This window comes from Deltaproteobacteria bacterium, from assembly GCA_026712905.1.
In the GTDB taxonomy this organism is placed as follows: domain Bacteria; phylum Desulfobacterota; class Binatia; order UBA9968; family JAJDTQ01; genus JAJDTQ01.
In genome coordinates, this window is record JAPOPM010000204.1 from 1 (window position 1) to 22,715 (window position 22,715).

Consider the following 22,715-nt stretch of genomic DNA (forward strand, 5'->3'; position numbering starts at 1 on the left):
CTTGGGAACACGCTTTGCGGCTTCGGCCAAGCTATGATTCGCCTCAAGAGGCGCGTCCGGCAGTTGGTAAAGCCCGCGCGAAAGGTGGAGGACCTCACCATCCCCGACCAAGCGGCTGATCGTGGCTGCGGTGATCCCGGCAGCCCTGAACTCGGAAAGGCGGATGATGCCGCGCGCTCGCAGAAACTCGATCGCCCGATCGCGCTGTGTGCCTGCTTTCGCCATTGATACCAATCCACGGAACCAACCGCCTACATTCTGAGGTTTAGTATCACTTCTTCTACTCTGGGTAAAGCGCGTGCTGACTGGCCTACTGAGCCAACACCTACCCATCGATGGATCGTCCGTCGATCCACACCAAACCGTCGCGACAGTTCCGCCCTGGTCACGCCTCGTTCCAGATAGTGCCTTAACAGCATCCTTGTCTCCCATCCGTGCATCGGTTCGCCGCTCCATTCCTGTTGGCTTTTGCCAACAGACTGGCCCGACGTACACGTCCTCGCAATCTTCAATGTGGGACATTTTCGATTGACACAAATGGGACATATACAGTTGTCCGCTACAGGTAACCCTGGATTACTGGCTAGCTTGGCGATAGAAAGCCGCAATTGGCGCAGTAACGGTAGCGTCTTCATGCCATCGACCCCTGCTGACTCCAGGCGCTCGCCCTATTCGAGTTTGGATCGTGGATCCGCTTCGTGTTCGGAACCGTGCCTGGCCCCGGCGGATACCGCCCCAGCCTCGCACAGACTCTGCTCGGCACGATTCCTCGCCGCGGTTTCCCGGTGCCGCTGCGTCTCAATGCGCAGCCGCAGGAGGCTCCGGACGGAGTAACTTGTGAGCATCAGAGAAGCGATGAGTCCGGATCCGCTTGCAAAGACGTAGGGTGTCCAGAAACCTCCTTCATAAAGGACCCACACAACGATGAGTGCGGCCCCGGTTGGTGCAACAACAATGCAAATGGCTGCAGATAGGGAAAGCAATCCGTCATACAGCACGATCCAGGCCTGGAATGCGCCGGGGTCGCCGTCAGCGCTGAACTTCATCCGAGATGCTGCTTCCGACAGGTGCCGCGCCGCGTAGCCCTGGAACACTATGATGAGAAACAAGCCCAACGAGCTAAGCAGGGGACGCGGAATTCCTATACCCGCGACCTCGATGTTCCGTCCTCGCCTATCGAGACGGCCCTGCAACCACCCGTGCAGGGCGTCTAGTTCAAGGCTTTCGAGATCTTCCACCTCGAGGTGCAGATCGGCGAAGGCTTGCGCGAAGGGGAGCCGCAGCTTGTTGCTCATCTTCGGACGGAGCTCCTTCGACAGATGACCGTGCGCGATGGCCCGATCAATCCACGCATCCGTCCAGGCGAACCGTTCTGTCCACAGCTTCACCGGGAAGACGACGGGATAAGTTCTTGATTCAGAGCCCCCACTTCCACGGCATACGCTGACAGCGGCGGTATCGAATCCTTCATCTTTCCAATCCTGGATTTCGTCGTTCCACTCCGTTGTCCTCAAGACCATGATCCTTAGCGGTTGAGCATCTCCACTCCAGTTCATTGGTCTCACATACCTGCCTACCGGAGCGATCGCGGTTTCCTTCTCTTCGGGTCGACTATCGTCTGGAAGCATCTTGACATGTACGACCTGATAGTGCGGGCTAGCCGTGATCAGCCAATAAGGACCCTCTTTATCTGGAGGAGTGGGTACACCGTGCATTGTAATTCCTTGATCGAATGCCGAAATTCCCCGTGCTAAATTTCTCTCAATCTCTGCGGTGTCGATACGCGCGCTACCACCACTTGACACCAAGATATCCCAGAACCGAGAGTAACTCCGAAGGTTGTAGGGCGGTTGCTTCAGGAACCATTCGGTCCACATTCGGTCTCCCGAAATCCCCCGCCACCCAACTTTGAATTCGCTGCCGGACTCGAACTTGCCGCTTGGACCCACCAATATCTGCTGGACCGGTCCCTTCTCAGGAACAAAGAAGCGCTGACCAAGGTCGAGGTCGACCCTACACGCAATCGCAGCAGAGCCCTTACGATCGCCCCTAGGCGCGAGTCTCAGTCGGAATGCCGCCTTCTCGTCCGGCATTTCGGACGCAGGTCCGGCCAGTATGTGGGCAACCGAGATAGGGCTATCCTCGTCACGTGTTGCCGAATTCCACAGATTCATCAAACCCTGGATGGTTTCGGCGTCATCAACAGCGCGCTTGAGTCGCGAAATGTCCTCGACGAGAATTCCAACCACGACCAACCCGCTGACTATCAGCATCACGAAGGTCGTATAACGGGCGTGCAGCACGACCGGCGAACTGTCGTCTATCGGGGGACGTTGCCGCACTTCTTCCGCTTCGCCGGGCATCGTTGCGTCAACTCCTCTCGATCACAACGAAAACCAGCTTGCCGGTCGTCCGCCAACCACATTGCGGTTCGACGATAGGCCGCTTGATGAAGATATGGTCCAGCCATCCGCCCCTGCCCTCCGTAGAGAGATGGCACCGTAGGCGTCTTTGAGCGCGGAGGTGAACTCCAGCCCAGTGAAAGTGGTTGCACTGTTCTTTGTGTTGGAGATCTCGGCCCGGGCCGTAGCCTTCCAGAGCCTCGGTGCCGCCGACGTCCACACCGACCATGTATCGACCTCTGGAATTACTCATAACTATTTGATATACTTATCATTTATAGAGATCATGAACTATGAGCATTAAAGCGGTTCAATCCTTGACGTAAGCATACTGTAAGCGGACTCATTCCAATCTGTGCGCGTCTTGGCGCGGTTCTGTCGCTCTGTTTGTCGTTTCTCCAGCATCGACCTACCCTACAAGCCCCTGTGTAACCTCCCTCTAAATTCTTCACTGGCCACCGATTGACTCCTCGGACCAGTTGGAATTCGACACCAGGGACCTCGCCGAACCTTGCGTCGAACAGCTCACCGTTGAAGTCTTTCATGCTCTGCGATCAGAAATGTGAGATAGCTCCGGATGAGGTTGCAGTAAAGGCGTGCCTCGGTGATCCCGAGCTCCAATCCTTCATTGAGATCAGTGCCATGGCGAACCCCGCCTCCTGTTGGCGATGACAGATAGCCATGCAAGCTCATCATCCACCGCAGAATCTCCTTTTGATGTCCTTCTCCACGCCGGCGGAGCTCGTCGATGATCTTGTTGAAGTACGGACCGTGGATGCTGCCATCCAGAATCTTCTCACTTCTGAACGCTGTAGAGATGGTCTCCAACAGCCACAGTACCTCCTGCACCGCCTGCCGCCCATTACCCTCGCTGAGCGCTCGTTCCGAAGCCTCCAAGGCTTCTTCGATCACTGCTTTGGCCTGCATGTCCAGAGATGGCACTTCATCCGGCACAGCAATTGGTACATGCACCCGCGTGGCAACAAGCTTCGGCGGGTCTATCTGGAAGCCCGAGCCAGCTTCGGTCAAGACACCGTTAATCCGTCCGACTCCGGGCATTTCCATTTCGGGATGGCGTCGGTCCAATTCCTCGCAGGCATTGTAGAAAGCTTCAATGAACAAAGGCGCATTCTTAGATGCCTCAGTCATCACGTTGTACAGATCCGTTAATGCCCAGCCCTCGTCGCTGCTGGTGGAGTGTGGAACTCCGGCTGCCAAAGCGAAATGGGACTTGAAATGCTCCAGAATCCCCTTCCGCGACCCTTGAGTGCAAATTCTGTCAATCAATTCTCGGAACGCACAAACCACCTCTGTTTCTACAGAGCCAGGGCTGTCATACCGCCACTTTCCTTCGAACTCCAGCATCGCGATACTTCCTCGCGCTCTAACTTCAATTGGATAAACGATGCGGAAAAGAAAAACCCCGCTATCCTGTTGGAATAACGGGGATTTTGGTTGCCGGGGGCAGGTTTTGAACCTACGAGCTTCAGGTCATGAGTCTGACTGCAGTGATTGCCCCTTGCGGTGCCTCTCTGAGAGAACCAGTGATATGATCACCCCTGTTCCGATGGAGAGAATGAGCCCAACGTCACCTCTGGAAACAAAGAGAGACGCCGGCCGAGTTACCCACAGCCTTACCCGGCTCCTCCGAGCATCGAGGGCTTCCGTCGAAGCAACCATATCGAGTTAAGGGCTTTGATCTGTTCCCAATTCACTGGCTATCTCTTGCCCAAGAGACTTGCCAAGCCTACGAGCACCCACTCACCGACCCGCAGTTCATGCACTTGTAGCAGGCGCCGCTGCGGACCATGATGGCGCCGCAGTCGGAGCAGGACGGGGCGTCCTGCTGGTAGAAGCCTTCGGCGATGCTGTAGCCGTTGGCGGCGCTGTCCGTGCGCTTGGGCGCGGGGGCGAGGGCCACGGGTTCGGCCAGTTCTTCGGTGTCGCGTGAGACGACGCCGACCTCGGTCTGGGCCTTGCCGTCGAGGAACTTGGTGGCGAGCCAGCGGAAGAGGTAGTCCATGATGGACTTGGCCATGGGGATTTCCGAGTTCCGGGTGAAACCCGAGGGCTCGAAGCGCATGTGGCTGAACTTGTCCACCAGGACCCTGAGGGGGACGCCGTACTGCATGGCCATGGAGATGGCGGTGGCGAAGGAGTCCATGAGGCCCGAGATTGTCGAGCCTTCCTTGGACATGGTGATGAAGATCTCGCCTGGCTTGCCGTCCTCGTACATGCCGGCGGTGATGTAGCCCTCGTGTCCGGCGATGTCGAACTTGTGGGTGATGGACCGGCGTTCGTCGGGCAGCTTGTGGCGCATGGGCCGCCAGTCGCCCTTCTCGGCCGGCGCATCGCTCTTGCCGCTGGTGCTCAGCGGCTGGGTGCGTTTGGAACCGTCCCGGTAGATGGCCACGGCCTTGACGCCGAGCTTCCAGGCCTCCACGTACGCCTTGGCGATCTCGTCCACCGAGGCGTCGGCGGGCATGTTGATGGTTTTGGAGATGGCGCCCGAGATGAACGGCTGGGTGGCGCCCATCATCCGGATGTGCCCCATGTAGTGGATGGAGCGGCTGCCGTTGGCGGGCTTGAACGCGCAATCGAACACCGGCAGGTCATCCTCGCGAAGGTTCGGCGCCCCTTCGATGGTGCCGTGCTCGTCGATGTACTCCACGATGGCCTGGATCTGTCTGTCATCGTAACCGAGCCGCTTCAACGAACGTGGCACGGTGTGGTTGACGATGGTGAGCATGCCGCCGCCCACGAGCCTTTTGTACTTCACCAGGGCGATGTCGGGCTCCACCCCGGTTGTGTCGCAGTCCATCATGAAGGCGATGGTGCCGGTGGGCGCCAGCACGGAGATCTGCGAGTTCCGTACCCCGTGCTCCTCCCCTTCCTCGCACACCGTGTCCCACACGTCCCGCACCGCGGTGAGCAGATCCAGCGGCACGTGCGACGAGGGGATCTTGTGCGCGTGGGCACGGTGCATATCGAGCACCTTGAGCATGGGTTCCCGGTTGACCGCATAGCCCCCGAAGGGTTCCAGCCGGTCCGCCACGCGACTGGACTGGAGGTATCCCTCGCCCGTGAGCAGCGCGGTCACCGCCGCGGCGTAGGACCTCCCGGCGTCGGAGTCGTAGGGCAGCCCCAGGGACATGAGCAGCGCACCCAGGTTGGCGTAGCCCAGCCCCAGCTCGCGGAAGTCGCGGGCGTTCTGCGTGATCTCCTCGGTGGGATAGGACGAGTTGTCCACCAGGATGTCCTGGGCCGTGATCATGATGTCCACGGTGTGGCGGAAGGACTCGGTGTCGAAGCCGCCGTCCTCGCGCAGGAACTTGAGCAGGTTGAGCGACGCCAGGTTGCACGCGGAGTTGTCCAGGTGCATGTACTCCGAGCACGGGTTGGAGCCGCTGATGCGGCCCGTGTTGGAGCACGTGTGCCAGTTGTTGATCGTGGAGTCGAACTGCATTCCGGGATCGCCGCACAGGTGCGTGGCCTCGGCGATCATCTTGAGGATGTCCCGGGCGCGGAAGGTCTCGGACTCCTCGCCGGTGGTGACGAAGCGCGTGCTCCACTCGCCATCGTCCTGCACCCGCTGCATGAACTCGTCCGTCACCCGCACCGAGTTGTTGGCGTTCTGGAAGAACACGCTGCCGTAGGCCGGGCCGTCCAGGCTGGCGTCGTATCCCGCCTCGATGAGCGTCCAGGCCTTCTTCTCCTCCTCCACCTTGCAGTTGATGAACTCCACGAGATCGGGATGGTCCGCGTCGAGGATCACCATCTTGGCCGCGCGCCGGGTCTTGCCGCCGGACTTGATGACTCCCGCCGACGCGTCGGCCGCGCGCATGAAGGAGACCGGCCCCGACGCCGTGCCACCGCCGCCGAGCTGCTCCTTGGACGAGCGGATGTTGGACAGGTTCACGCCCGAGCCCGAGCCGCCCTTGAAGATCACGCCTTCCTTGCGGTACCAGTCGAGGATCGACTCCATGGTGTCGTCCACCGACAGGATAAAGCAGGCCGAGCACTGGGGCCGTTCCTCGATGCCGCAGTTGAACCACACCGGGCTGTTGAAGCAGGCCTTCTGATGCACCAGGATGTGGGTCAACTCGTCGGAGAAAGCCTGGGCGTCGTCCGCGCTCGCGAAATAGCCGTCCGCCCGGCCCCATCCCGTGACGGTGTCCACCACCCGGCTGATGAGCTGGCGCGCGGTGCGCTCCCGCTGGGGCGTCCCCAGGGGGCCGCGGAAATACTTGGAGGCGACGACGTTGGTGGCCATCTGCGACCAGGCCTTGGGCACCTCGATGTTGTTCTGTTCGAACACCGTGTTCCCGTTCTCGTTCTGAATGGTCGCGGCACGCAGCTCCCACTCGATCTCGTCGTAGGGGTTGACCCCGGATTTAGTGAAGTAGCGCCGGACGCGGAGGCCCGGCCCCCGGTCTCGAACGTCGTCGTCGCGCAGCGGTTGGGCGGTTTGAGCAGGTTGGGTGGTGGTCTTGGCGGCCATAAATGCTTCCTCTTCCGTCTGAATTTGTTTTTGTTTCGGCCCCTAGGATGCACGTCAGGATGTAGTGCCGAATTCCCAATGTACCACGACATGTAGTGCTGTCAAGCAAAAATTTCCTGTTACACACTTGATGTGGGGCGACACCCACGGGTATCATGGCGGCGGGAGGAGGCGGGTTGATGGCCTCAAGAATGAGTGATCCGAGGACGATGGAACGGCTCGGCGACATTGTCGACCGCACGGTGAAGCGGCTGCCCCTCAGCCGCCGCCTTGAGGACTACGCCGTCTGGACCGTCTGGGACGACACCGTGGGTCCGGCCATCGCGCGCAACGCGCGCCCCGAAAAACTGCGCAACGGCACCCTCTTCGTGCGCGTGCGGGCAGCGGCCTGGATGCAGCAGCTCCACTACATGAAGGACATCATGCTGGAGAAGCTCAACCGGCGGCTGGGACGCGAGGTGATCACCAACATCTTCTTCGTGGTGGGAGATGTGACCGCCGAGCCGCCCCGGGGAGATCCCGCCGATGCCGCGGAGCTTCCGGCCGTGGATACGACCCGGCTCCCGCAGCAGGCGTTGGACGGTATCGACGACCCGGAGCTTCGGGATTCCCTGCGCCGCCTGCTGCTCAACCACCTCAGAAAACGGGGTTGACCCGTTCCCGCTTCAAGCCCGGGACCGTGCCGAGGCTTACGGCTTCAGCAACGCCGCCACCTCGTCCGTGTACTCGTCCTCGCCACGGTAGATGACCAGCGGCGGCGCCACCGTCAGTCCGGTCCGCGCTCCCTTCACACCCTCCGCCAGGACCAGCGTCGCCGGAGCGTCCGCAAACGAATGGACGAAGCGGACGCGCCTGGGTTCGAGGCCGTGCCCGCGCATCACCGCGAACAGTTCCACGGCCCGCTCCGCGGGATACACCATGCACATCCGGCCCCGGTGCCGCAGCAAGGAAGCCCCCGCCCGCACGAAATCGGCAAGTCCCCCCTCCACTTCGTGCCGCGCCAGCAGCCGTTCGGCATCCGGATTGACCCTGCCGCTCCTGGGCGGACGGTAAGGGGGATTGCACACCGCGACATCGAACCTCTTGGACACCATCTCCTTGTCCAAGGCGCGCACATCTCCCGTCACGACCCGCACCCGTTCCCGGAGTCCGTTCAAATCCACGGCGCGCCGGGCTCGCTCCACCATGGCCTCCTGCAGCTCCACGCCGACCACCTCCACGCCATCGTGCAGTACCGCCAAGGACAGCGCCACGACGCCGTTGCCCGCGCCCAGGTCGACGACGCGCACGCCCTGCACCTGGACGAAGCGCGCCAGCAGCAGTGAGTCCAACGAGAAACGGTAGCCGTCCCTTCGCTGCACCACGGCAACGCGCCCGTCGAACACCCGGTCGACGGTTTCGAGTTTGGCGGATGGGTGCGTGTCGTCTAAGATGGAAGGGTCCGTACCGGCAAGGTATCCGGATTCCATTGACTCATCTCCAGGCATGACCACACTCCTCGCCACCATCGGCAATCGGACCCTCGGCCATCTGGCCGGCATGGGGCGGGGCATGATCTTTCTCGGCTCCGCCCTGCTGTGGGCGCTGCGCCCGCCCGCCAAGGTCCGCCTCATCATACAACAGATCCGCGCCATCGGGGTGGACTCGCTGCTGGTGGTGCTGCTCTCGGGCCTGTTCACCGGCATGGTGCTGGGGCTCCAGGGCTACTACAGCCTGCGCAAGTTCAACGCCGAGAGCTTCCTCGGCGCGGTGGTGGCGTTGAGCCTGCTGCGGGAGCTGGGGCCGGTGCTGTCGGCCTTCATGGTCACCGGGCGGACGGGCTCGGCCATGGCGGCGGAACTGGCCTCCATGCGCGTCACCGAGCAGATCGACGCCATGCACTCCATGGCCATCAATCCGGTGAAGTACCTGGTCTCGCCGCGCGTGGTCGCGGGCCTCATCGCCATGCCGCTGCTCACGTGCATGTTCAACGTCATCGGCATCCTCGGCGCCTACGTGGTGGGGGTGGGCCTGCTGGACCTGGGCTCGGGCAGCTACGTGGCCGGCATGGAGCAGAGCGTGCAGCTCCGGGACGTGGGCGAGGGGCTGCTCAAGTCCTCCACCTTCGGGATCATCATCAGTTGGGTGTGCTGCTACAAGGGGTTCCACGCCCTCCCCATGGCCACGGGAGTGGGCCGCGCCACCACCGAGGCGGTGGTGCTGTCGTTCGTGCTGATCCTGTTGTCGGACTATTTCCTGACTTCGGTGCTGCTGTAGCCCCATGGTCCGGAGCCCTTCATGATCCAGGTCATCGACATCCACAAGAAGTTCGGCCATCAGGAGGTCCTCCGGGCCACCAACCTGACCATCGACGACGGCTGCATCACCACCATCATCGGCGGCAGCGGCAGCGGCAAGACAGTGCTGCTCAAGACCATGATCGCGCTGCTGCTCCCCGACAGCGGGCGCATCCTGGTGGACGGCACGGACATCACCCGCCTGCGCCAACGGCCCCTCAACGAGATCCGGCGCAAGTTCGGCTTCCTGTTCCAGGGCGCCGCCCTGCTCGACTCCATGACGATCTTCGACAACATCGCCTTCCCGCTGCGCGAGCGGACGCGCCTCGGAGAGGACGCCATCGGCCGGAAGGTGCGGGAACGGCTCGATCGGGTGGGGCTGAAGGACATGGGCTACAAGTACCCGGCGGAGGTCAGCGGGGGCATGAAGAAGCGCGCCGGGTTCGCCCGCGCGCTGGTGACCGATCCCGAGATCGTGCTCTTCGACGAGCCCACCACCGGCCTCGACCCGCGCCTGGGCCAAAGCATCCACCAGCTCATCGCCGCCATGCAGAGCCAACTCGGCTTCACCGGCGTCATCGTCAGCCACGACATCCCGGAAGTGTTTACAATATCCCACCGCGTCGCTATGTTGGCCGACGGGGTCATCGTCGAGAGCGGCCCCGCCGCGGAGTTTCTCCAATCGCAAAATCCGGTGGTACGGCGGTTCCTGCACGGCGATGCCGAGGAGGCGATCCAGTGAACCATAGAGCTACGGAAGTCGTCGTCGGCCTCTTCGTGTTGGCGGGCATTCTTTGCGCCGGCTATCTCGCCATCCGCCTGGGCAAGCTCGAAGCCTTCGGCAACTCCGGATACGTCGTGTACGCCGACTTCGCCAGCGTGGCGGGGCTGCGCCGCGGCGACTCGGTGGAAATCGCCGGCGTCGGCGTCGGCCGGGTGGACTCCCTGACCCTCGTGGAAGACCGCGCGCGCCTCGCCTTGCGCATCGATCCGGGCGTGGCCATCCAGGAAGACGCCATCGCCTCGGTGCGCGCCCGCGGCCTCATCGGCGACAAGTTCGTCGCCATCTCCCCCGGAGCATCGGACCGTAACGTGCCGGAAGGCGGCCGCATCCGCGAAACGGAATCGCCGCCCGACATCACCGATTTGATCGGCAGGATGCTCGGCGGCGACATCACGGGCGACGCGCCCTGAGCGCGGGCCGGTCGCTCGCATGCGCTTGCGGAATCCAGTTCAGTGGTGCCGTGACCATCTGTCGTTCTACGGCTGGCGGATGGTGCTGGTGGGCTGCCTGTTCCGGTTTCTCGGCGGCGGCTTCCACTTCTACGGCTTCACCGTCTTCGTCCTGCCGCTGGAAAAGGACCTGGGCATCAATCGCGCGGCCACCGGCCTGGTATTCGGCCTCGCCCGTGCCGAAGGAGCCCTCGAAGGCCCTTTGGCCGGGTATCTCATCGACCGTATCGGACCACGTCCCATCATGATGGTGGCGGTCCTGCTCACCGGCTTGGGCTACATCCTCCTCTACTGGGTCCAGTCCTACTGGATGCTCCTCGTCATCTACCTCGGAGTGGTCTCGCTGGCCTTCGGCGCCGGCTTCATGCACTGCCCGATGGTGCTGGCCAATAGCTGGTTCATCCGCTACCGCGGCCGGGCCATGGCGCTGGTGAGCTGCTCCATCGGCGTCGGCGGCGCCCTGCTGGCGCCGATCCTCGCCTACGTGGTGCATTACTACGGGTGGCGCTGGGGGATGGTGTTCGCCGGCACGGCCTTCCTGCTCTTCGGGATGCCCCTGGCGGCCTTGGTGCGCCGCTCCCCCGAGGACATGGGCCTGTCTCCGGACGGGAATACCCCCGCGAGCGATCCGCTCGCTCCCGGCCGGCCGGGGACGGGCCGCGCGGCGCCGGCCGAAGCCGACGTCGGCATCTGGGAAGCCTTCCGCGGTTCGCCCTTCTGGCTCCTCGTGCTCGCCACCCTCTTCCGCGTGCTGGGTCTCAGCACGGTCATCCAGGCCTTCGTGCCGATCCTGGTGTGGAAGGGTGTGGCGGAGCTCTCGACGCGCTGGTTCCTGGGCGCGTTCGCGGCGCTGTCCCTGCCCACCCACCTCATCGTGGGCTCGCTCGCGGACCGGTTCAACAAGGCCCGGCTCATGGCCGTGTGCATGCTGGTGGCGGCCAGCGGACTGGTGCTGCTGACCTATGCGCAGAACACGCTGTGGATCTGGCTCGTCCTGCCCCTCTTCTCCCTGGTGGAAGCGGTGTTCCCCGTGACCTGGGCCATGGTGGGCGACCTCTACGGGCGCCGCCACTTCGCCAAGGTGCGCGGCAACATGGGTTTCTTCTACCAATGGGGCGGCCTGTTCGGACCCGCCCTGGCCGGCGCCATCTTCGACGCCACCCAGAGCTACAAGCCCGCGCTTCTGGGCATCGTCGGCCTGTACGTGATCTCGGCCGGCCTCTACATGCTCCTCAGCAAGCCCTGGCTGGCGCGGGTGAAGGCGCAGGCGGGCGGGTGAACCGGATCCCCGGTTCATCCGCCCAGCGAGATGGCGGCGGTGCCCGCGATGACGCAGATGGCGCCGACCGCGGTCCGAAGACTCACCTGCTCCAGGTCCCTCAGGAAGATCACGGTTCCCAGAAGCACCCACAGCGGGCTGATGCCCACGAGCGGCGAGACCGTGATGACGCTGCCCACGCCCAGCGCGGTGATTACCAGCAGGATGCCGCAGGTCTCGGCGGTGCCGGCGGCGATGAAGGGGAGCATGGCGCGGCGGTCCCACACCAGCGGCTCACGGCTGAACGGCATGTAGACGAGGAAGCAGGCCAGCGAGACGATGCCCACCAGCGCGGCGAAGAACAGCGGCTCGTGGGAGATGGCCAGGGCAAAGCGGCGCATGGGGTGGACGATGCCCGCCAGCAAGGCGGCGGTGAGCGGGAACAGGAACTCCCACCAGCGGAACGAACGCACCTCCGCCGCGGGCTTCCAGGTAATCAGCACGATGCCGCAGACCACCGAGACCACCCCGGCCAGCACCAGGACCGTGCCGTTCTCGCCCAGCACCGTGATGGCCACGAACACGCCGAACATGGGATGCGTCGAGCGTATCGGGCTGCTGCGCGACGCGCCGACCCGGTGCACGCCGGTGTAGGTGCACAGCCGGATGATGGGCTGGAGCATACCGGCCACGATGAAGACGTAGACAGCCACCGTGTCCACCGAAGGAATGCCGCCGGTGAAGAAGACCGCGGTCCAGAGGCTCACCGTGTGGACGATGAGCGAGATCAGCGTGACGGTCTTGGGCGTGGAGTACTGCATGCCCCGGCGCGAGCTGACGAGCACGCAGGCGTAGGAGAGGGAGGCGCACAGGGCGATGACCTGGGCAGGGATGGCCATGGGACGATTTCCGGCGCGCGGCGCGTTACGGGAGACCCGGAACCCGGCCGCGCGTCAGTCGGGAAGCGGCAATCGCGGCATGCGCAGTTCGGGGGCGGCGCCGCCCTCGGCGCACACGGCCTCGATGGCCGCCAGATCGGCCTCCACGTCCGCCATGAACCGGGTCATGTCGACGCCGAGGCACGCCGGCCGGTAGGGATCGAGCTTTTGGATGGCCGAGCGCAGCAGCTTGACGGCGCCCTGGGGCACTTCCTGCTCCCACTTGAAGTAGCCCGCCGCCACCTGGATAATGCCTTGGTAGAACTCGCGCTCGGGCCCGTGGTCCTCGAGCCAGAGTTGCTCCAGGGTCTCGTGAGCTTCATAGTAGAGCCCGCGGTTGAACTCGTCGACGGCGGCGAGAAAACGTGGGTCGTGTTCCATGACGTAAAGGCGACCTCCGATCCAGTGGTTTTAGCCCCATGAACACCAGCGCGCTTGAATTCTCAATTCCTACCCCATATCCCCTGCCCGGCAAAGCCCTGCCCGACAAGAGATCCGGTGTGACGCGGTGACGTCCCCACTCGCCCTGAGCATCGACACGCTCACCCACGGCCCCTTCGGCCTCGGCCGGAGCGACGGCAAAGTGGTGCTGGTCCCGCTGACCGTGCCCGGGGACCGGGTGGAGGTGGACGTGGTGGAGGAGCACAAGCGCTACTCCGTGGCCCGGCTGCGATCGGTGGTGGAACCGTCGCCGGCGCGCCGGACGGCCCCCTGCCCCTACACCGGTGACTGCGGCGGGTGCTCGTGGCAGGAGGCGGCCTACGAGACGCAGCTTCAGGCCAAGCAGCGGAACGTCGCGGACGCGCTCGCCCGGGTCGGCGGCCTCGCCGGGTTCGAGCTCCTCCCCATCCTGCCGGGGTCCCGCGAGTTCCACTACCGGCGCCGCATCGTGCTGCACGTGGACGGCGAGCGGCGGATCGGGTTCCACCGGGCGTCCTCCCGGGAGGTCGTGGAGGTGCGCGGCTGCCACATCGCCGAGCCGGATACGGAAAGCGGCATCGAGCTCGCCGTCCAATGGGTCGGGCGTCTGGCCACGCCGGTGTCGGAGGTAGAGATTCTGAGCGCCGACCGGCCGGGGCAGGTCATCCTCTCGGCCAAAAGCAGGCACGCCTACCAGAGCGTTGACGGCGACGCGTGCGCGGAGTTGGTCGGCGGCCCGGCGGCGGGAATCGTGATGGCGGGGCCCGGATGGCGCCAGCGATGGGGCGAGACCGCGCTTTCCTGCATCGTGGACGGCGACCTGCGGCTGACTCACGACGCGGGCACTTTCAGCCAGGTCAACACGGAGGGAAACCGCCGGCTGGTGGACGAGGTGATGGCATGGGCGGGCTTCGGCGCCGAGGATGACGTGCTGGAGCTGTACGCGGGCGCCGGCAACCTCACCCTGCCCGCGGCCCGGCGGGCCCGGCGGGTGACGGCGGTGGAAGCGAACGCGCGACTGGTTCGCAACGGCCGACGCAATGCGGCGGACAACGACGTCCGCAACATCCGTTGGTGGCGCCACGACGTTCCGGCCGCGGTGGACGCGTTCATCCGCCAGCAGCGCCGCTTCACCACCATCGTCCTCAACCCGCCCCGCGACGGCGCCAAGCGGGCCGCTCCCAGGCTGGCGGCGCTTGGCGCCGGGAGGGTCCTCTACGTCTCATGCGACCCGGCGACGTTGGCGCGAGACCTGGGTCGGCTCACGGCTCAAGGCTACGCGCTGCGGCGCGTGCGCCCGGTGGATCTCTTTCCCCAGACGTTCCACGTGGAGACCATCGCCGAACTGGTCCGGGAGTAACCGCTTCACGCCCCGCCGCCATCGACCCTTGAGTCAAGGGTGCCCGCTGGTGTAGACTGCGCGCTGGGAGGAAGAAATGACCCAGCCGAAGAAACGGGTAACTCCGAAGGTCACCATCATCGACAGCAACGGCGCCAGCCAGACCATCAACTACCTGCTCGAGGACCGTGACGAGCTGGAGTGGCTGATGGCTGTCGGTCGCAACAAGAACGGTGACATCTTCTTTTACGACACCGGCGGCGACATTCTGCACGACCTCGGCGCCCTGGAGTACGTAAAAGAACGGATCCTGAGGGACTACTTCGGCGAAATGGACGAGTAGCCACGCCTCACGCGAACGCGTATCCCGTCTTAACGGGCCGCGTTCGCCGAACGCCTCCACGTCATCCAGAAGAAGATCGCCGCCGCCGCGATCATCACCGCGCTGAGATACTGCCCGCGCGACAGGCCCCACGCGAGCCCCAGGTGGGCGTCGGGCTCGCGCACGAACTCCACCATGAACCGGGCGATGCCGTAGCCGCCGACGAATGCCCAGGTGACGATGCCCGGCGCGCGCGTGCGCGTTCCCAGCCACAGCAGCACCCCGAGCAGCAGCGGGCCCTCGAGAAACGCCTCGTAGAGCTGGGACGGATGGCGCGGCAGCGGCCCGCCGCCCGGGAACACCAACCCCCACGGCAACTCCGTCGTGCGTCCGTACAGTTCGCCGTTGATGAAGTTTCCCAACCGGCCGAGACCCAGGCCCAGCGGCGCGGCCGCGAAGATGCAGTCGGAGGCGGAATAGAACGGTATCCCCTGCTGCCGCACGTACCACCAGCCCGCGAGCGCGGCCCCCAGTGCGCCGCCGTGAAACGACATGCCGCCTTCCCACACCGCCAGGATCTGCGCCGGGTAGGCCAGGTAGTACGGCAGGTTGTAGAAGACCACGTAGCCCAACCGCCCGCCCAGCACGACCCCGATGGCCACGTAGCTGATGAGTTCCACCAGCTTCTCCCCGCCCAGGGCCAGGCCGCGCTTGCGCGCCAGCCACGCGGCGATGAAATAACCGCCGACGAAGCCGAAGAGGTACATCAGCCCGTACCACCGGACCGCCACCGGCCCTATCTGAAGGGCCACCGGATCGATGTTGGGGAAAGTCCACATGGATCGAAGGGTCCCGTCACGATTGATCGGAGTCCCCCTGGCTGTCCGAACCGGCGCGGCCGCGCCGGCGCCGAAACGCCAGGTAGATTCCGATCACCAGGAGCACGGCGCCGGCGAGATACGCCGAATCGTAGCTGCCCGCGGGCTCCGTTTCCGCGGCGCCGTCCGCGGGAGCGGCGGCCAGCGCCACGCCGTTGCCCAGCAGCGCCGCCATCAACTCACGCACGTCGTCCTTGTACCAGGGCTTGAAACCGATGCTCTTGCCGAGGACCTCGCCGCGGCGGCCGATGAGAACCGTTTCCGGCAGCCGCATCACGCCGTACTCCCCGGCGATCTCGCTACGCGGGTCCATCAACATGGGATAGGTGAGCTTCTGCTCTTCGGCGAACGCATTCACCTCTCCGGCCGTCTCCATGAAGTTCACCGCGACGACTTCAAGGCCCTGTCCCCGGAACTCCTGGTAGAGCCGCTCCATGTCCGGCATCTCGAGCCGGCACGGCGGACACCACGTGGCCCAGAAGTTGAGCAGCACCACCTTGCCGCGGTAGTCCTCCGAGGCGACCTTGTTCCCGGCCGCGTCCACCGTGGTGAAAGCCGGGGCTTCCTCGGACGCCTCCGGCACAAGGAAGCCGAGCTTGCGCAGGCGCTCTCCATCGACCGTCCCCCAAGCCGATGCGCAGAGCGCCACGAGCCACAGGACCGACATCAACGCCTTCATCTCGACAGACTCCCGTGTTCCAGTGCGTTGGCCGCCTCGTCCTCGGAAATGAGCCGGCGCGCCACCAGCACCAGGATCGGGATCACGTACATGTGGCCGCTGACCCACATGATGCCGCCGCCGAGCCCCTGGTCCTGGATCGGGCTCAACGCCGCGAGGCCGGGGACCGCTGCGTAGAACGGGTAGAGGATGCGCTCGGGCACGGCGATGGCCATGCCCAGGAGCGTGTTCTGCAGCGTCGCCGCCAGCAGGTAGATCACCCTTGCCCCGAGCGGCCGCGTCGGGCGATAGAGTGGCGCCACGTTCAGGATGGGCCACCAGAAAAGCACCGCGGTGACGAAGAACATCCAGTGCTCGAGGTCGTGCACCCACCAGTAGCGCAGCGCCGCCTGGTACAGCGCCGGGTGGTGCCACCCCCACAGGTTGACCACGTAGAGGGTCCAGGCCACCGGCATCGCCGTGAGGGCGGTCAGCACGGACCGCCCCAGGCATCCCTCGCGAAACAGCCCGGCGAAGCTCTCTCGAAGGCCTCCCGGGAGGCCCCACAGCACCACCGGGAAGGGATTGGCCAGAAGAATGCCCAAGGGCGCGATCATCAGCAGCAGGATGTGCTGCACCATGTGCATGCTGAGGCGTTCCGCCGCGAGACGGTCCACCGGCGACACCAGCGCCACCGCGAGCGCGGCGATGCCGCCCAGGTAGAGCACCAGCCCGGTCACGGTGGCGGCGCCCTCCGCCTGCCCCCGCAGCCGCACCCAGCCGGTGAGATAGATGCCCGCCGCCAGCGCCAGCACCAGCATGATGTCCAGGCGCAGGCCTGACGGCATCATGCCGAACAGCAGCATCAGCGCGTCGAACGGCAGAGGCTCATCAGGCCCGCCGTGGCCTCCTCCGTGAGCCATCAGGAACCGCGGCCACGAAAACGCGGCCAGCACCGCGCCGGCCGCCGCCACGCGTCCGAGACTCCCGGCGCCCCGGAACCCGCTGCCGGACCGAGCGTCCGCGCGCCGCCGGCCCATCACGGTCCGCAACGTCACGCAACCCTCCACAGAAGCAGGACCCAGGACGGCAGCAACGCCACGGCGCCGAGCAACCAGTACAACACGCGCGGTGCCCACGCCGCGTGCGCCTTGAGCCAGCGCACGCAGAACTCGGTGGCGATGACCCCGATCAACGCCGCCGCCGAGGACAGGGCCAGGAACGCCTTGAGGCCCTTGTCCGGATTCTCCCCGGAAAGGCCGTCGAGCAGGCCGGTGAGCGCGATCAGCCACCCCGGCGCAAGGGCCGCGAGCCCCACCATCCAGAGGAACTCGGGCTTTCCGAGGCGCTTACGAAAATACACGGCCGCCACCGCCCCGGCGACGATGCCGAACAGGCCGACCCAGATCGAAAGCGTCATGCCGGCGCTCCGTATGGCGCCGTCGTCACAACCCCGGCAACCGGCCCGGTGGAAAGGAAACCCATGTCCATAATATGCGCAGGATTTCGCGTGACCGGCAAGGCGCCCTTGCCCATCGCACCGATTCGCGCGTAAGACAGGGCAACGAGTACCCCGATGCGATTCTCCGCGACCTCCCTGTTCGATCTGGGCGAGTTGCCGCCGGAACTGCGGCGTTCCCTGGGACTCGTCTACGCCTCGAGCCTGCTGGTGATCATGGGCGTGAACCTCGTCCAGCAGGTCCTTCCGGTCATGCTGGAGCCGTTCGGCATCACCGACGCCGAGGTCGGGCTCGTCATCGCGGTCTACACCGCCCCGGCCATCGTGCTGGCTCCCCTGCTCGGGGTCGTCGCCGACCGCTACGGCAGGCGCCCGTTGCTGCTGGGCGGGCTGTTGCTGTTCGGCGGGGCCGGCACCGCGGTGGCGTTCGCACCGAGCTTCGGGTGGGTGCTGGCCCTGCGGGCCGTTCAAGGCGTCGGCTTCAGCGCGGTCATTCCCCTCACCATCGTGCTCATCGGCGACCTGCTGGAAGACCGCCGGGAGGTATCGGGTCAGGGGCTGAAGGTCTTCATCGACCGGGTGGGCGAAGTGGTGTTGCCGCCCCTGGGCGGCGCGCTGGCCCTCGTGGGATGGCGCTGGCCCTTCCTCGCCTACGCCGCCGCCATCCCCCTGGCCGTGCTCGCCTGGGCGTGGATGCCCGAGACCCGCGGCAAGGCCCCGGTGTCGACGGGCCAGTACCTCAAGGACGTGGCCCGGGTGGTGCGCAACCCGCGCCTGCTGCTGGCCTTCGCCGCCGGCTTCCTGCGCTTCTTCCTGGACTACGCCTTCTTCACCTATCTGCCGCTGTACCTGGTGCGCGCCCACGGATTCTCCACCGCCGGCGCGGGCCTGCTGCGCTCCTTCCACGCGCTGGGCGCCATGGTGACGTCGAGCCAGGCCGGACGCCTCGCGGGCGCGTGGGACAAGGGGCGGCTGGTGCTGGGCGCCTTCGTGGTGAGCGGCCTCGCGCTGCTGGTCGTGTCCTTCGCTTCCGGCACCGGCACCCTGGTCCCGGCGCTGGTGCTCTACGGCCTCGCCAACGGCATCATCTCGCCCATGCAGAAGAGCCTGCTCACGCAGAACGCGCCGCTGGAGCTGCGCGGCGGGGTCATCTCCCTCGACCGCCTGAGCCAGCAGGTCGCCAAGACCGCCGGGGTGTCCGGCATCGGCCTGCTGCTGGCGTACACGGAGATGTCCACGCTGTTCCAGGCCATGGCCATCCTTTCCTTCGCGAGCGTGGGCCTGATGGCGCCGCTGGCATGGCGGTCGGGAGACACGCCCAAGGACCCCCTCTCCACCCCCGGATTCCCGCTTTCGCGGGAATGACGGAGGGTGGAACGGGAATGACGGAGGTTAGAACCGGAATGACGGAGGTTAGAACCGGAACGACGGAGGTTAGAACCGGAACGACGGAGGTTGGAACCGGAATGACAAGGAGGACGCCCATGCCCAGGTACAGACAGGACCACATCCACCTCAGGAGCCGGGACCCCGAGGCGACGGCGAAGTATTATCACGACGTGTTCGACGCGAAGATCGTCGAGACCACCCAGACCGACGGGCGCCCCCGGGTCGACCTGGACATCGACGGCATGACCATCTGCATCGCCAGGGCGCAGCCCGACCAGGACGTCCCGTCCGCGCCGGACCGCCCCTACGTCGGGCTCGACCACTTCGGGCTGCAGGTGGACGACCTGGAGGCGGCGGCCGCGGAGTTGCGGCAACGCGGCGCCGAGTTCTTTTCCGAGCCCCGGCTGCTCCGGCCCGGCCTCAAGATCGCCTTCGTGCGCGCCCCGGACGACGTGCGCATCGAGATCGTCGAACGAAAGAACAACCCCACGTAGCCCTTCGCCCGAGCCGCCGGATCCTACGCGTCGGATTCCCGGTACTCCGCGCCGTCGATGGGCAGCTCGGTGCCGAGCCCCTTCTCCACGGCGCGGTCGTAGAGCAACCGGCCGATGACTTGGTCGCCCACGCCCCAGAAGGCTTTGTTCTTGTAGAAGCTGATCTGCTCCTCGGAGGTGCGGCCGGGCACCTGCCCCGCGAGCACCTCGCCCAGGTCCCAGACGTCGTCCCAGGTGATGACGCCCTGCTGCACCGGATCCCACAGCACGCCGGGCTCGTCCAGGATCTCCTGGCGCTTCGAGTTGCACACGATGATGTCGCAACGCTGGAGCGTCTTGTCGTCCACCTCGCGCCGCTTCATCTGGATGAAGCCGCCGCGCATGAGGCCGATGTTGCTGGAGACGATGGAGCACAGGTGCACGCCCGGTTCCAGCCAGTCGCCGTCGAAGGTGGGCACGTTGGAGTTGGTCACCGACAGCAGGATGTCCACGCCCTGGACCGCTTCGCGGTTGGTGGCCACCGGGCGCACCTCCATGTCGAGAAGCTCGGTCATCTTGGCGGCGAACTTGGTGCGGTTCTCCGGATTGGGACTGTAGACCCTGGCTTCCTCGACGCCGGGAACCACCGCCTTGGTGGCGAGCAACTGACATTCCGCCTGGGCACGGGAGCCCAGCACCCCCACCACCTTGGAGCTCTGGCGCGCCAGGTGCTTGATGCCCACGGCCGTGGAGCAGGCGGTCTGCACGTTGACCACGTTGTTGGCGTCGGGCAACTCCGCGACCCGCACCTCGCCCACCGTGATGCACTTGAGCTCGGCGTTGTCGCCGTCGAACATCACCCGCACCGGGCGCCCCCGGGTCTGGTAGGTCTGGATGCCGTTGTCGTGGATCATCACGTGTTCGCAGTGGGTCAGGATTCCGGTCACCCCCGCGGTATTCGGCGCTCCCTGGTGCACCGTGACCCGGGCGTTGGCCACCGAGTGGACGCGGCGCCGGAGCGCCCCCAGCTCGCGGTTCTTCGCCCAGTCCAGGTAGCCCCGCTCCATGGCGTCCACCGCCTCTTTCATGGTGATGAGCCCGTTCATGTCCTCCGGACCCAACAACAAAACCGATGCCATAACTGCCTCCTGATTGGTCTGTAATACCCCGACCCCCTAGTGTGGTGTCTGATTAATTCGCACAATAATCTGCGGGTCTTTTTCGCCGTCGGCTGCGTTGCTCTTCCTCGCGTGGTGCCCGCCACTGCTCGTCATCGCGCCTTGCCGACGACAAAAAATCCTCCGCAGATTATGACGCGAATTAACCAGACACCGCACTAGCTGCAAGTTCCCGTTGCGTCCATGGCGCTCACTCGCCCACAACGTTGCGTTCCTTGAGCGTTGGCAAGGCGCGTATTCCCTCGCCCGATTTCTCTTCCGCTAGCCGCAGTTCGTACAGCTTCTGTAAATTCAGCCAGAACTCCGCGCTCGTGCCAAAGAAATGAGCCAACCGAAGGGCGGTGTCACCCGTGACTGCGCGCCGCCCGTTCAGGATCTCGGTAATGCGGTTGGTAGGTATCTCAAGCAGTCGCGCGAGCGCGGCCGCGCTCATATCGACCTCCTTCAACTCTTCAGCCAGATGCTCTCCCGGATGGATTGCGCGGATGGCCATGCTGTCTCTCCTAGTGATAGTCCACTATCTCTACGCCCGCGGGTCCAGGGAACCCCTGCGGCCACTCGAAGCAGACCCGCCATTGGTCATTGATGCGGATGCTGTATTGTCCCCGCCGGTCGCCTTTCATGGCCTCAAAATGATTGCCGGGCAGAACCGCGAGGTCGCTAAGCGAATACGCTGCTTCCAACCGGTCAAGCTTCAACCGCGCCGCGCGTTCAAAGCCGGAGAAGGCCCTGACTCGCCTACCCTCCGCAAAGTCCCTGGTACGTTTGTCCCGGTAGCTGACAATCATTCGTAAACTATCCACCTTTATGCGTTACGTCAAGCATAACGTGCGACTCCTCTGAAATGGCTGCGCAAACTCCTTGGCGAGTGGCTCCCATATTCCAGAATCGGCTGGTGTAGCGGATTCTGAAATATGATGAGCCATATTCCCCACACTTTTCTACGGACCGATGGAGGGGCAGCATGAATGGCGAGGCCTGATGAGTAGCGCCACGGATGGATGGACGTTGGGGTGGGGAACCGGTTTCAAGGGAGGGTGGCGGAGGCACCAAAAAAAGAAGGGGCGGAACGTAACCTCGCGGGGGTCGCCGCGAGAATCCGTTCCGCCCCTTCTTGATGTTCGTTCCGGTTAGCTAACCGGTTACCCCTTCCGGCTCAGCGCCTCGAACACCTTCTCGGACGTGATCGGCAGCGACGTGATGCGGACGCCACAGGCGTCGGCCACGGCGTTGGCGATGGCTCCCGCGGTGGGGATGTTGGCGGTCTCGCCGATGGCCATGCTGTTGTAGGGGCCGGGGCCGCGCTTGTGTTCGGTCACCAGGGTGGTCAGCTCGGGGACGTCCCGGACCGTGGGGATCTTGTAGTCGCCGAAGTTGGCGGTGGTGACCTTGCCGTCGTCCACCATGAGGTGCTCCATCAGGCCATAGCCGATGCCGGTCATGCTGGCGCCCTCAATCTGGCCCTGGTGCATGAGCGGGTTCAGGATGGTGCCCGTGCTGTGGCTCGTGACCAGCCGCTTGAGGTCGATGTTGCCGGTCTCGGGATCTACCTCCACTTCGGCGATCTGCGCGCACATGGCGGCATCCGCGACCTTGGAAGTGTCGTCGTAGAGCCCCTCGGTCTCGATGGCCGAGCCTTTGGCCCTGACCACGTCGCCGTAGCTCATGCCCCGGTCGGCGTTTTTGTGCACGACCTGCCCGTCGGAAAGGTCGAGGTCCTCCCTGGGGGCGTCCAGCGCGTTGGCGCCGGCCTCCAGGAGCTCGTCCCGCGTCTTCATGATGCCGTCGTAACCCGCGTTGCCGTAGACCCGGGTGCCGCGGCTGCCGCCCAAGCCGGAGTCCTGGATGCCGACGCTGGTGTCGAAGTGCTCGAACTTGATGTTCTCGGCCGGGATCTTGAGCTCCTGCTCCGCCATCTGCTCCAGCAAGGTGAAGGTGCCGACGCCCTGGTCCAGCATGGCGGACGAGACCGTCAGGGTGCCGGTGTCGTC

24 protein-coding genes are annotated in these 22,715 nt (G+C 64.8%); 9 read left to right on the forward strand and 15 right to left on the reverse strand.

Annotated elements, in window-relative coordinates; translation table 11 throughout:
* The 4 genes from OXF11_16905 to OXF11_16920 all read right to left on the reverse strand — a co-directional run.
* Positions 1 to 225 (reverse strand): type IV toxin-antitoxin system AbiEi family antitoxin domain-containing protein (locus OXF11_16905; GenBank protein ID MCY4488776.1); only part of this gene is annotated, 225 nt, incomplete at its 3' end.
* A gap of 443 nt (positions 226 to 668) precedes the next feature.
* Complete coding sequence (locus tag OXF11_16910; protein ID MCY4488777.1) at positions 669 to 2,363, reverse strand: hypothetical protein; 1,695 nt, start codon at positions 2,361 to 2,363, stop codon at positions 669 to 671.
* A 564-nt stretch (positions 2,364 to 2,927) separates the two neighbouring features.
* A complete protein-coding gene (locus OXF11_16915) occupies positions 2,928 to 3,767 on the reverse strand; it encodes a hypothetical protein (protein ID MCY4488778.1) in 840 nt (279 codons plus the stop codon).
* Between the two features lie 382 nt (positions 3,768 to 4,149).
* Entirely contained in the window at positions 4,150 to 6,903 is a 2,754-nt protein-coding gene (locus tag OXF11_16920) for a vitamin B12-dependent ribonucleotide reductase (GenBank protein MCY4488779.1), read from the reverse strand.
* Positions 6,904 to 7,082: 179 nt separating this feature from the next.
* Here OXF11_16920 and OXF11_16925 point away from each other — a divergent pair, with 179 nt between their 5' ends.
* Positions 7,083 to 7,556, forward strand: a complete 474-nt coding sequence (locus OXF11_16925; protein ID MCY4488780.1) for a DUF721 domain-containing protein — start codon at positions 7,083 to 7,085, stop codon at positions 7,554 to 7,556.
* A gap of 36 nt (positions 7,557 to 7,592) precedes the next feature.
* On the opposite strand, the gene OXF11_16930 is transcribed toward OXF11_16925, so the two are convergent.
* The gene (locus OXF11_16930; protein MCY4488781.1) at positions 7,593 to 8,372 is read right to left on the reverse strand and encodes a tRNA1(Val) (adenine(37)-N6)-methyltransferase; all 780 of its coding nucleotides are present in this window, start codon (positions 8,370 to 8,372) and stop codon (positions 7,593 to 7,595) included.
* Between the two features lie 16 nt (positions 8,373 to 8,388).
* Between OXF11_16930 and OXF11_16935 the strand changes: the two genes are divergently transcribed.
* Genes OXF11_16935 through OXF11_16950 form a run of 4 tightly spaced genes read left to right on the forward strand, consistent with a single transcriptional unit; the run spans position 8,389 to position 11,691 of the window.
* Positions 8,389 to 9,159 (forward strand): MlaE family lipid ABC transporter permease subunit, encoded by a 771-nt coding sequence (locus OXF11_16935; GenBank protein MCY4488782.1) that lies wholly within the window; start codon positions 8,389 to 8,391, stop codon positions 9,157 to 9,159.
* Positions 9,160 to 9,180: 21 nt separating this feature from the next.
* Positions 9,181 to 9,921 carry an ATP-binding cassette domain-containing protein gene (locus tag OXF11_16940; GenBank protein MCY4488783.1) on the forward strand — a complete coding sequence of 247 codons (741 nt, stop codon included), beginning with the start codon at positions 9,181 to 9,183 and terminating at the stop codon, positions 9,919 to 9,921.
* Complete coding sequence (locus OXF11_16945) at positions 9,918 to 10,373, forward strand: outer membrane lipid asymmetry maintenance protein MlaD (protein MCY4488784.1); 456 nt, start codon at positions 9,918 to 9,920, stop codon at positions 10,371 to 10,373. Before OXF11_16940 ends, OXF11_16945 begins: the two co-directional genes overlap by 4 nt.
* Positions 10,374 to 10,392: 19 nt before the next feature.
* Positions 10,393 to 11,691 carry an MFS transporter gene (locus OXF11_16950; GenBank protein MCY4488785.1) on the forward strand — a complete coding sequence of 433 codons (1,299 nt, stop codon included), beginning with the start codon at positions 10,393 to 10,395 and terminating at the stop codon, positions 11,689 to 11,691.
* Between the two features lie 14 nt (positions 11,692 to 11,705).
* Here OXF11_16950 and OXF11_16955 read toward each other — a convergent pair whose 3' ends face one another.
* Complete coding sequence (locus OXF11_16955; GenBank protein MCY4488786.1) at positions 11,706 to 12,569, reverse strand: EamA family transporter; 864 nt, start codon at positions 12,567 to 12,569, stop codon at positions 11,706 to 11,708.
* A gap of 54 nt (positions 12,570 to 12,623) precedes the next feature.
* Positions 12,624 to 12,989, reverse strand: coding sequence for a DUF309 domain-containing protein (locus OXF11_16960; protein MCY4488787.1), 366 nt, complete (start codon positions 12,987 to 12,989; stop codon positions 12,624 to 12,626).
* A 127-nt stretch (positions 12,990 to 13,116) separates the two neighbouring features.
* Between OXF11_16960 and OXF11_16965 the strand changes: the two genes are divergently transcribed.
* Positions 13,117 to 14,388 carry a class I SAM-dependent RNA methyltransferase gene (locus OXF11_16965; protein ID MCY4488788.1) on the forward strand — a complete coding sequence of 424 codons (1,272 nt, stop codon included), beginning with the start codon at positions 13,117 to 13,119 and terminating at the stop codon, positions 14,386 to 14,388.
* Positions 14,389 to 14,464: 76 nt separating this feature from the next.
* Positions 14,465 to 14,710, forward strand: a complete 246-nt coding sequence (locus OXF11_16970; protein ID MCY4488789.1) for a hypothetical protein — start codon at positions 14,465 to 14,467, stop codon at positions 14,708 to 14,710.
* A gap of 29 nt (positions 14,711 to 14,739) precedes the next feature.
* On the opposite strand, the gene lgt is transcribed toward OXF11_16970, so the two are convergent.
* Genes lgt through OXF11_16990 form a run of 4 tightly spaced genes read right to left on the reverse strand, consistent with a single transcriptional unit; the run spans position 14,740 to position 17,645 of the window.
* Entirely contained in the window at positions 14,740 to 15,528 is a 789-nt protein-coding gene (gene lgt / locus OXF11_16975; protein MCY4488790.1) for a prolipoprotein diacylglyceryl transferase, read from the reverse strand.
* 16 nt (positions 15,529 to 15,544) lie between these two features.
* Positions 15,545 to 16,246 (reverse strand): TlpA disulfide reductase family protein, encoded by a 702-nt coding sequence (locus OXF11_16980; protein MCY4488791.1) that lies wholly within the window; start codon positions 16,244 to 16,246, stop codon positions 15,545 to 15,547.
* Positions 16,243 to 17,283, reverse strand: coding sequence for a cytochrome c oxidase assembly protein (locus OXF11_16985; GenBank protein MCY4488792.1), 1,041 nt, complete (start codon positions 17,281 to 17,283; stop codon positions 16,243 to 16,245). Before OXF11_16985 ends, OXF11_16980 begins: the two co-directional genes overlap by 4 nt.
* Positions 17,280 to 17,645, reverse strand: coding sequence for a hypothetical protein (locus tag OXF11_16990; GenBank protein MCY4488793.1), 366 nt, complete (start codon positions 17,643 to 17,645; stop codon positions 17,280 to 17,282). The genes OXF11_16985 and OXF11_16990 overlap by 4 nt, the downstream gene beginning before the upstream one ends.
* Positions 17,646 to 17,801: 156 nt before the next feature.
* Between OXF11_16990 and OXF11_16995 the strand changes: the two genes are divergently transcribed.
* Entirely contained in the window at positions 17,802 to 19,049 is a 1,248-nt protein-coding gene (locus tag OXF11_16995; protein ID MCY4488794.1) for an MFS transporter, read from the forward strand.
* 119 nt (positions 19,050 to 19,168) lie between these two features.
* Entirely contained in the window at positions 19,169 to 19,567 is a 399-nt protein-coding gene (locus tag OXF11_17000) for a VOC family protein (GenBank protein ID MCY4488795.1), read from the forward strand.
* Positions 19,568 to 19,590: 23 nt separating this feature from the next.
* On the opposite strand, the gene OXF11_17005 is transcribed toward OXF11_17000, so the two are convergent.
* From OXF11_17005 to OXF11_17020, 4 genes are all read right to left on the reverse strand, one after another.
* Positions 19,591 to 20,685, reverse strand: a complete 1,095-nt coding sequence (locus OXF11_17005; protein MCY4488796.1) for an ornithine cyclodeaminase family protein — start codon at positions 20,683 to 20,685, stop codon at positions 19,591 to 19,593.
* Positions 20,686 to 20,914: 229 nt separating this feature from the next.
* Positions 20,915 to 21,217: a HigA family addiction module antitoxin gene (locus OXF11_17010; GenBank protein ID MCY4488797.1), complete on the reverse strand. Its 303-nt coding sequence runs from the start codon at positions 21,215 to 21,217 to the stop codon at positions 20,915 to 20,917.
* A gap of 10 nt (positions 21,218 to 21,227) precedes the next feature.
* Positions 21,228 to 21,512, reverse strand: a complete 285-nt coding sequence (locus OXF11_17015) for a type II toxin-antitoxin system RelE/ParE family toxin (protein ID MCY4488798.1) — start codon at positions 21,510 to 21,512, stop codon at positions 21,228 to 21,230.
* Between the two features lie 354 nt (positions 21,513 to 21,866).
* The coding region (locus OXF11_17020; GenBank protein ID MCY4488799.1) for a molybdopterin-dependent oxidoreductase at positions 21,867 to 22,715 on the reverse strand (849 nt) is incomplete at its 5' end.

What these genes read in the sequence shown, in the direction of transcription:
- OXF11_16910 (MCY4488777.1), bottom strand. Translation starts at nt 2,363, where the DNA reads ATGCCCGGCGAAGCGGAAGAAGTGCGGCAACGTCCCCCGATAGACGAC.
- OXF11_16915 (MCY4488778.1), bottom strand. Translation starts at nt 3,767, where the DNA reads ATGCTGGAGTTCGAAGGAAAGTGGCGGTATGACAGCCCTGGCTCTGTA.
- OXF11_16920 (MCY4488779.1), bottom strand. Translation starts at nt 6,903, where the DNA reads ATGGCCGCCAAGACCACCACCCAACCTGCTCAAACCGCCCAACCGCTG.
- OXF11_16925 (MCY4488780.1), top strand. Translation starts at nt 7,083, where the DNA reads ATGGCCTCAAGAATGAGTGATCCGAGGACGATGGAACGGCTCGGCGAC.
- OXF11_16930 (MCY4488781.1), bottom strand. Translation starts at nt 8,372, where the DNA reads ATGGAATCCGGATACCTTGCCGGTACGGACCCTTCCATCTTAGACGAC.
- OXF11_16935 (MCY4488782.1), top strand. Translation starts at nt 8,389, where the DNA reads ATGACCACACTCCTCGCCACCATCGGCAATCGGACCCTCGGCCATCTG.
- OXF11_16940 (MCY4488783.1), top strand. Translation starts at nt 9,181, where the DNA reads ATGATCCAGGTCATCGACATCCACAAGAAGTTCGGCCATCAGGAGGTC.
- OXF11_16950 (MCY4488785.1), top strand. Translation starts at nt 10,393, where the DNA reads ATGCGCTTGCGGAATCCAGTTCAGTGGTGCCGTGACCATCTGTCGTTC.
- OXF11_16955 (MCY4488786.1), bottom strand. Translation starts at nt 12,569, where the DNA reads ATGGCCATCCCTGCCCAGGTCATCGCCCTGTGCGCCTCCCTCTCCTAC.
- OXF11_16960 (MCY4488787.1), bottom strand. Translation starts at nt 12,989, where the DNA reads ATGGAACACGACCCACGTTTTCTCGCCGCCGTCGACGAGTTCAACCGC.
- OXF11_16970 (MCY4488789.1), top strand. Translation starts at nt 14,465, where the DNA reads ATGACCCAGCCGAAGAAACGGGTAACTCCGAAGGTCACCATCATCGAC.
- lgt (MCY4488790.1), bottom strand. Translation starts at nt 15,528, where the DNA reads ATGTGGACTTTCCCCAACATCGATCCGGTGGCCCTTCAGATAGGGCCG.
- OXF11_16980 (MCY4488791.1), bottom strand. Translation starts at nt 16,246, where the DNA reads ATGAAGGCGTTGATGTCGGTCCTGTGGCTCGTGGCGCTCTGCGCATCG.
- OXF11_16990 (MCY4488793.1), bottom strand. Translation starts at nt 17,645, where the DNA reads ATGACGCTTTCGATCTGGGTCGGCCTGTTCGGCATCGTCGCCGGGGCG.
- OXF11_16995 (MCY4488794.1), top strand. Translation starts at nt 17,802, where the DNA reads ATGCGATTCTCCGCGACCTCCCTGTTCGATCTGGGCGAGTTGCCGCCG.
- OXF11_17000 (MCY4488795.1), top strand. Translation starts at nt 19,169, where the DNA reads ATGCCCAGGTACAGACAGGACCACATCCACCTCAGGAGCCGGGACCCC.
- OXF11_17005 (MCY4488796.1), bottom strand. Translation starts at nt 20,685, where the DNA reads ATGGCATCGGTTTTGTTGTTGGGTCCGGAGGACATGAACGGGCTCATC.
- OXF11_17010 (MCY4488797.1), bottom strand. Translation starts at nt 21,217, where the DNA reads ATGGCCATCCGCGCAATCCATCCGGGAGAGCATCTGGCTGAAGAGTTG.
- OXF11_17015 (MCY4488798.1), bottom strand. Translation starts at nt 21,512, where the DNA reads ATGATTGTCAGCTACCGGGACAAACGTACCAGGGACTTTGCGGAGGGT.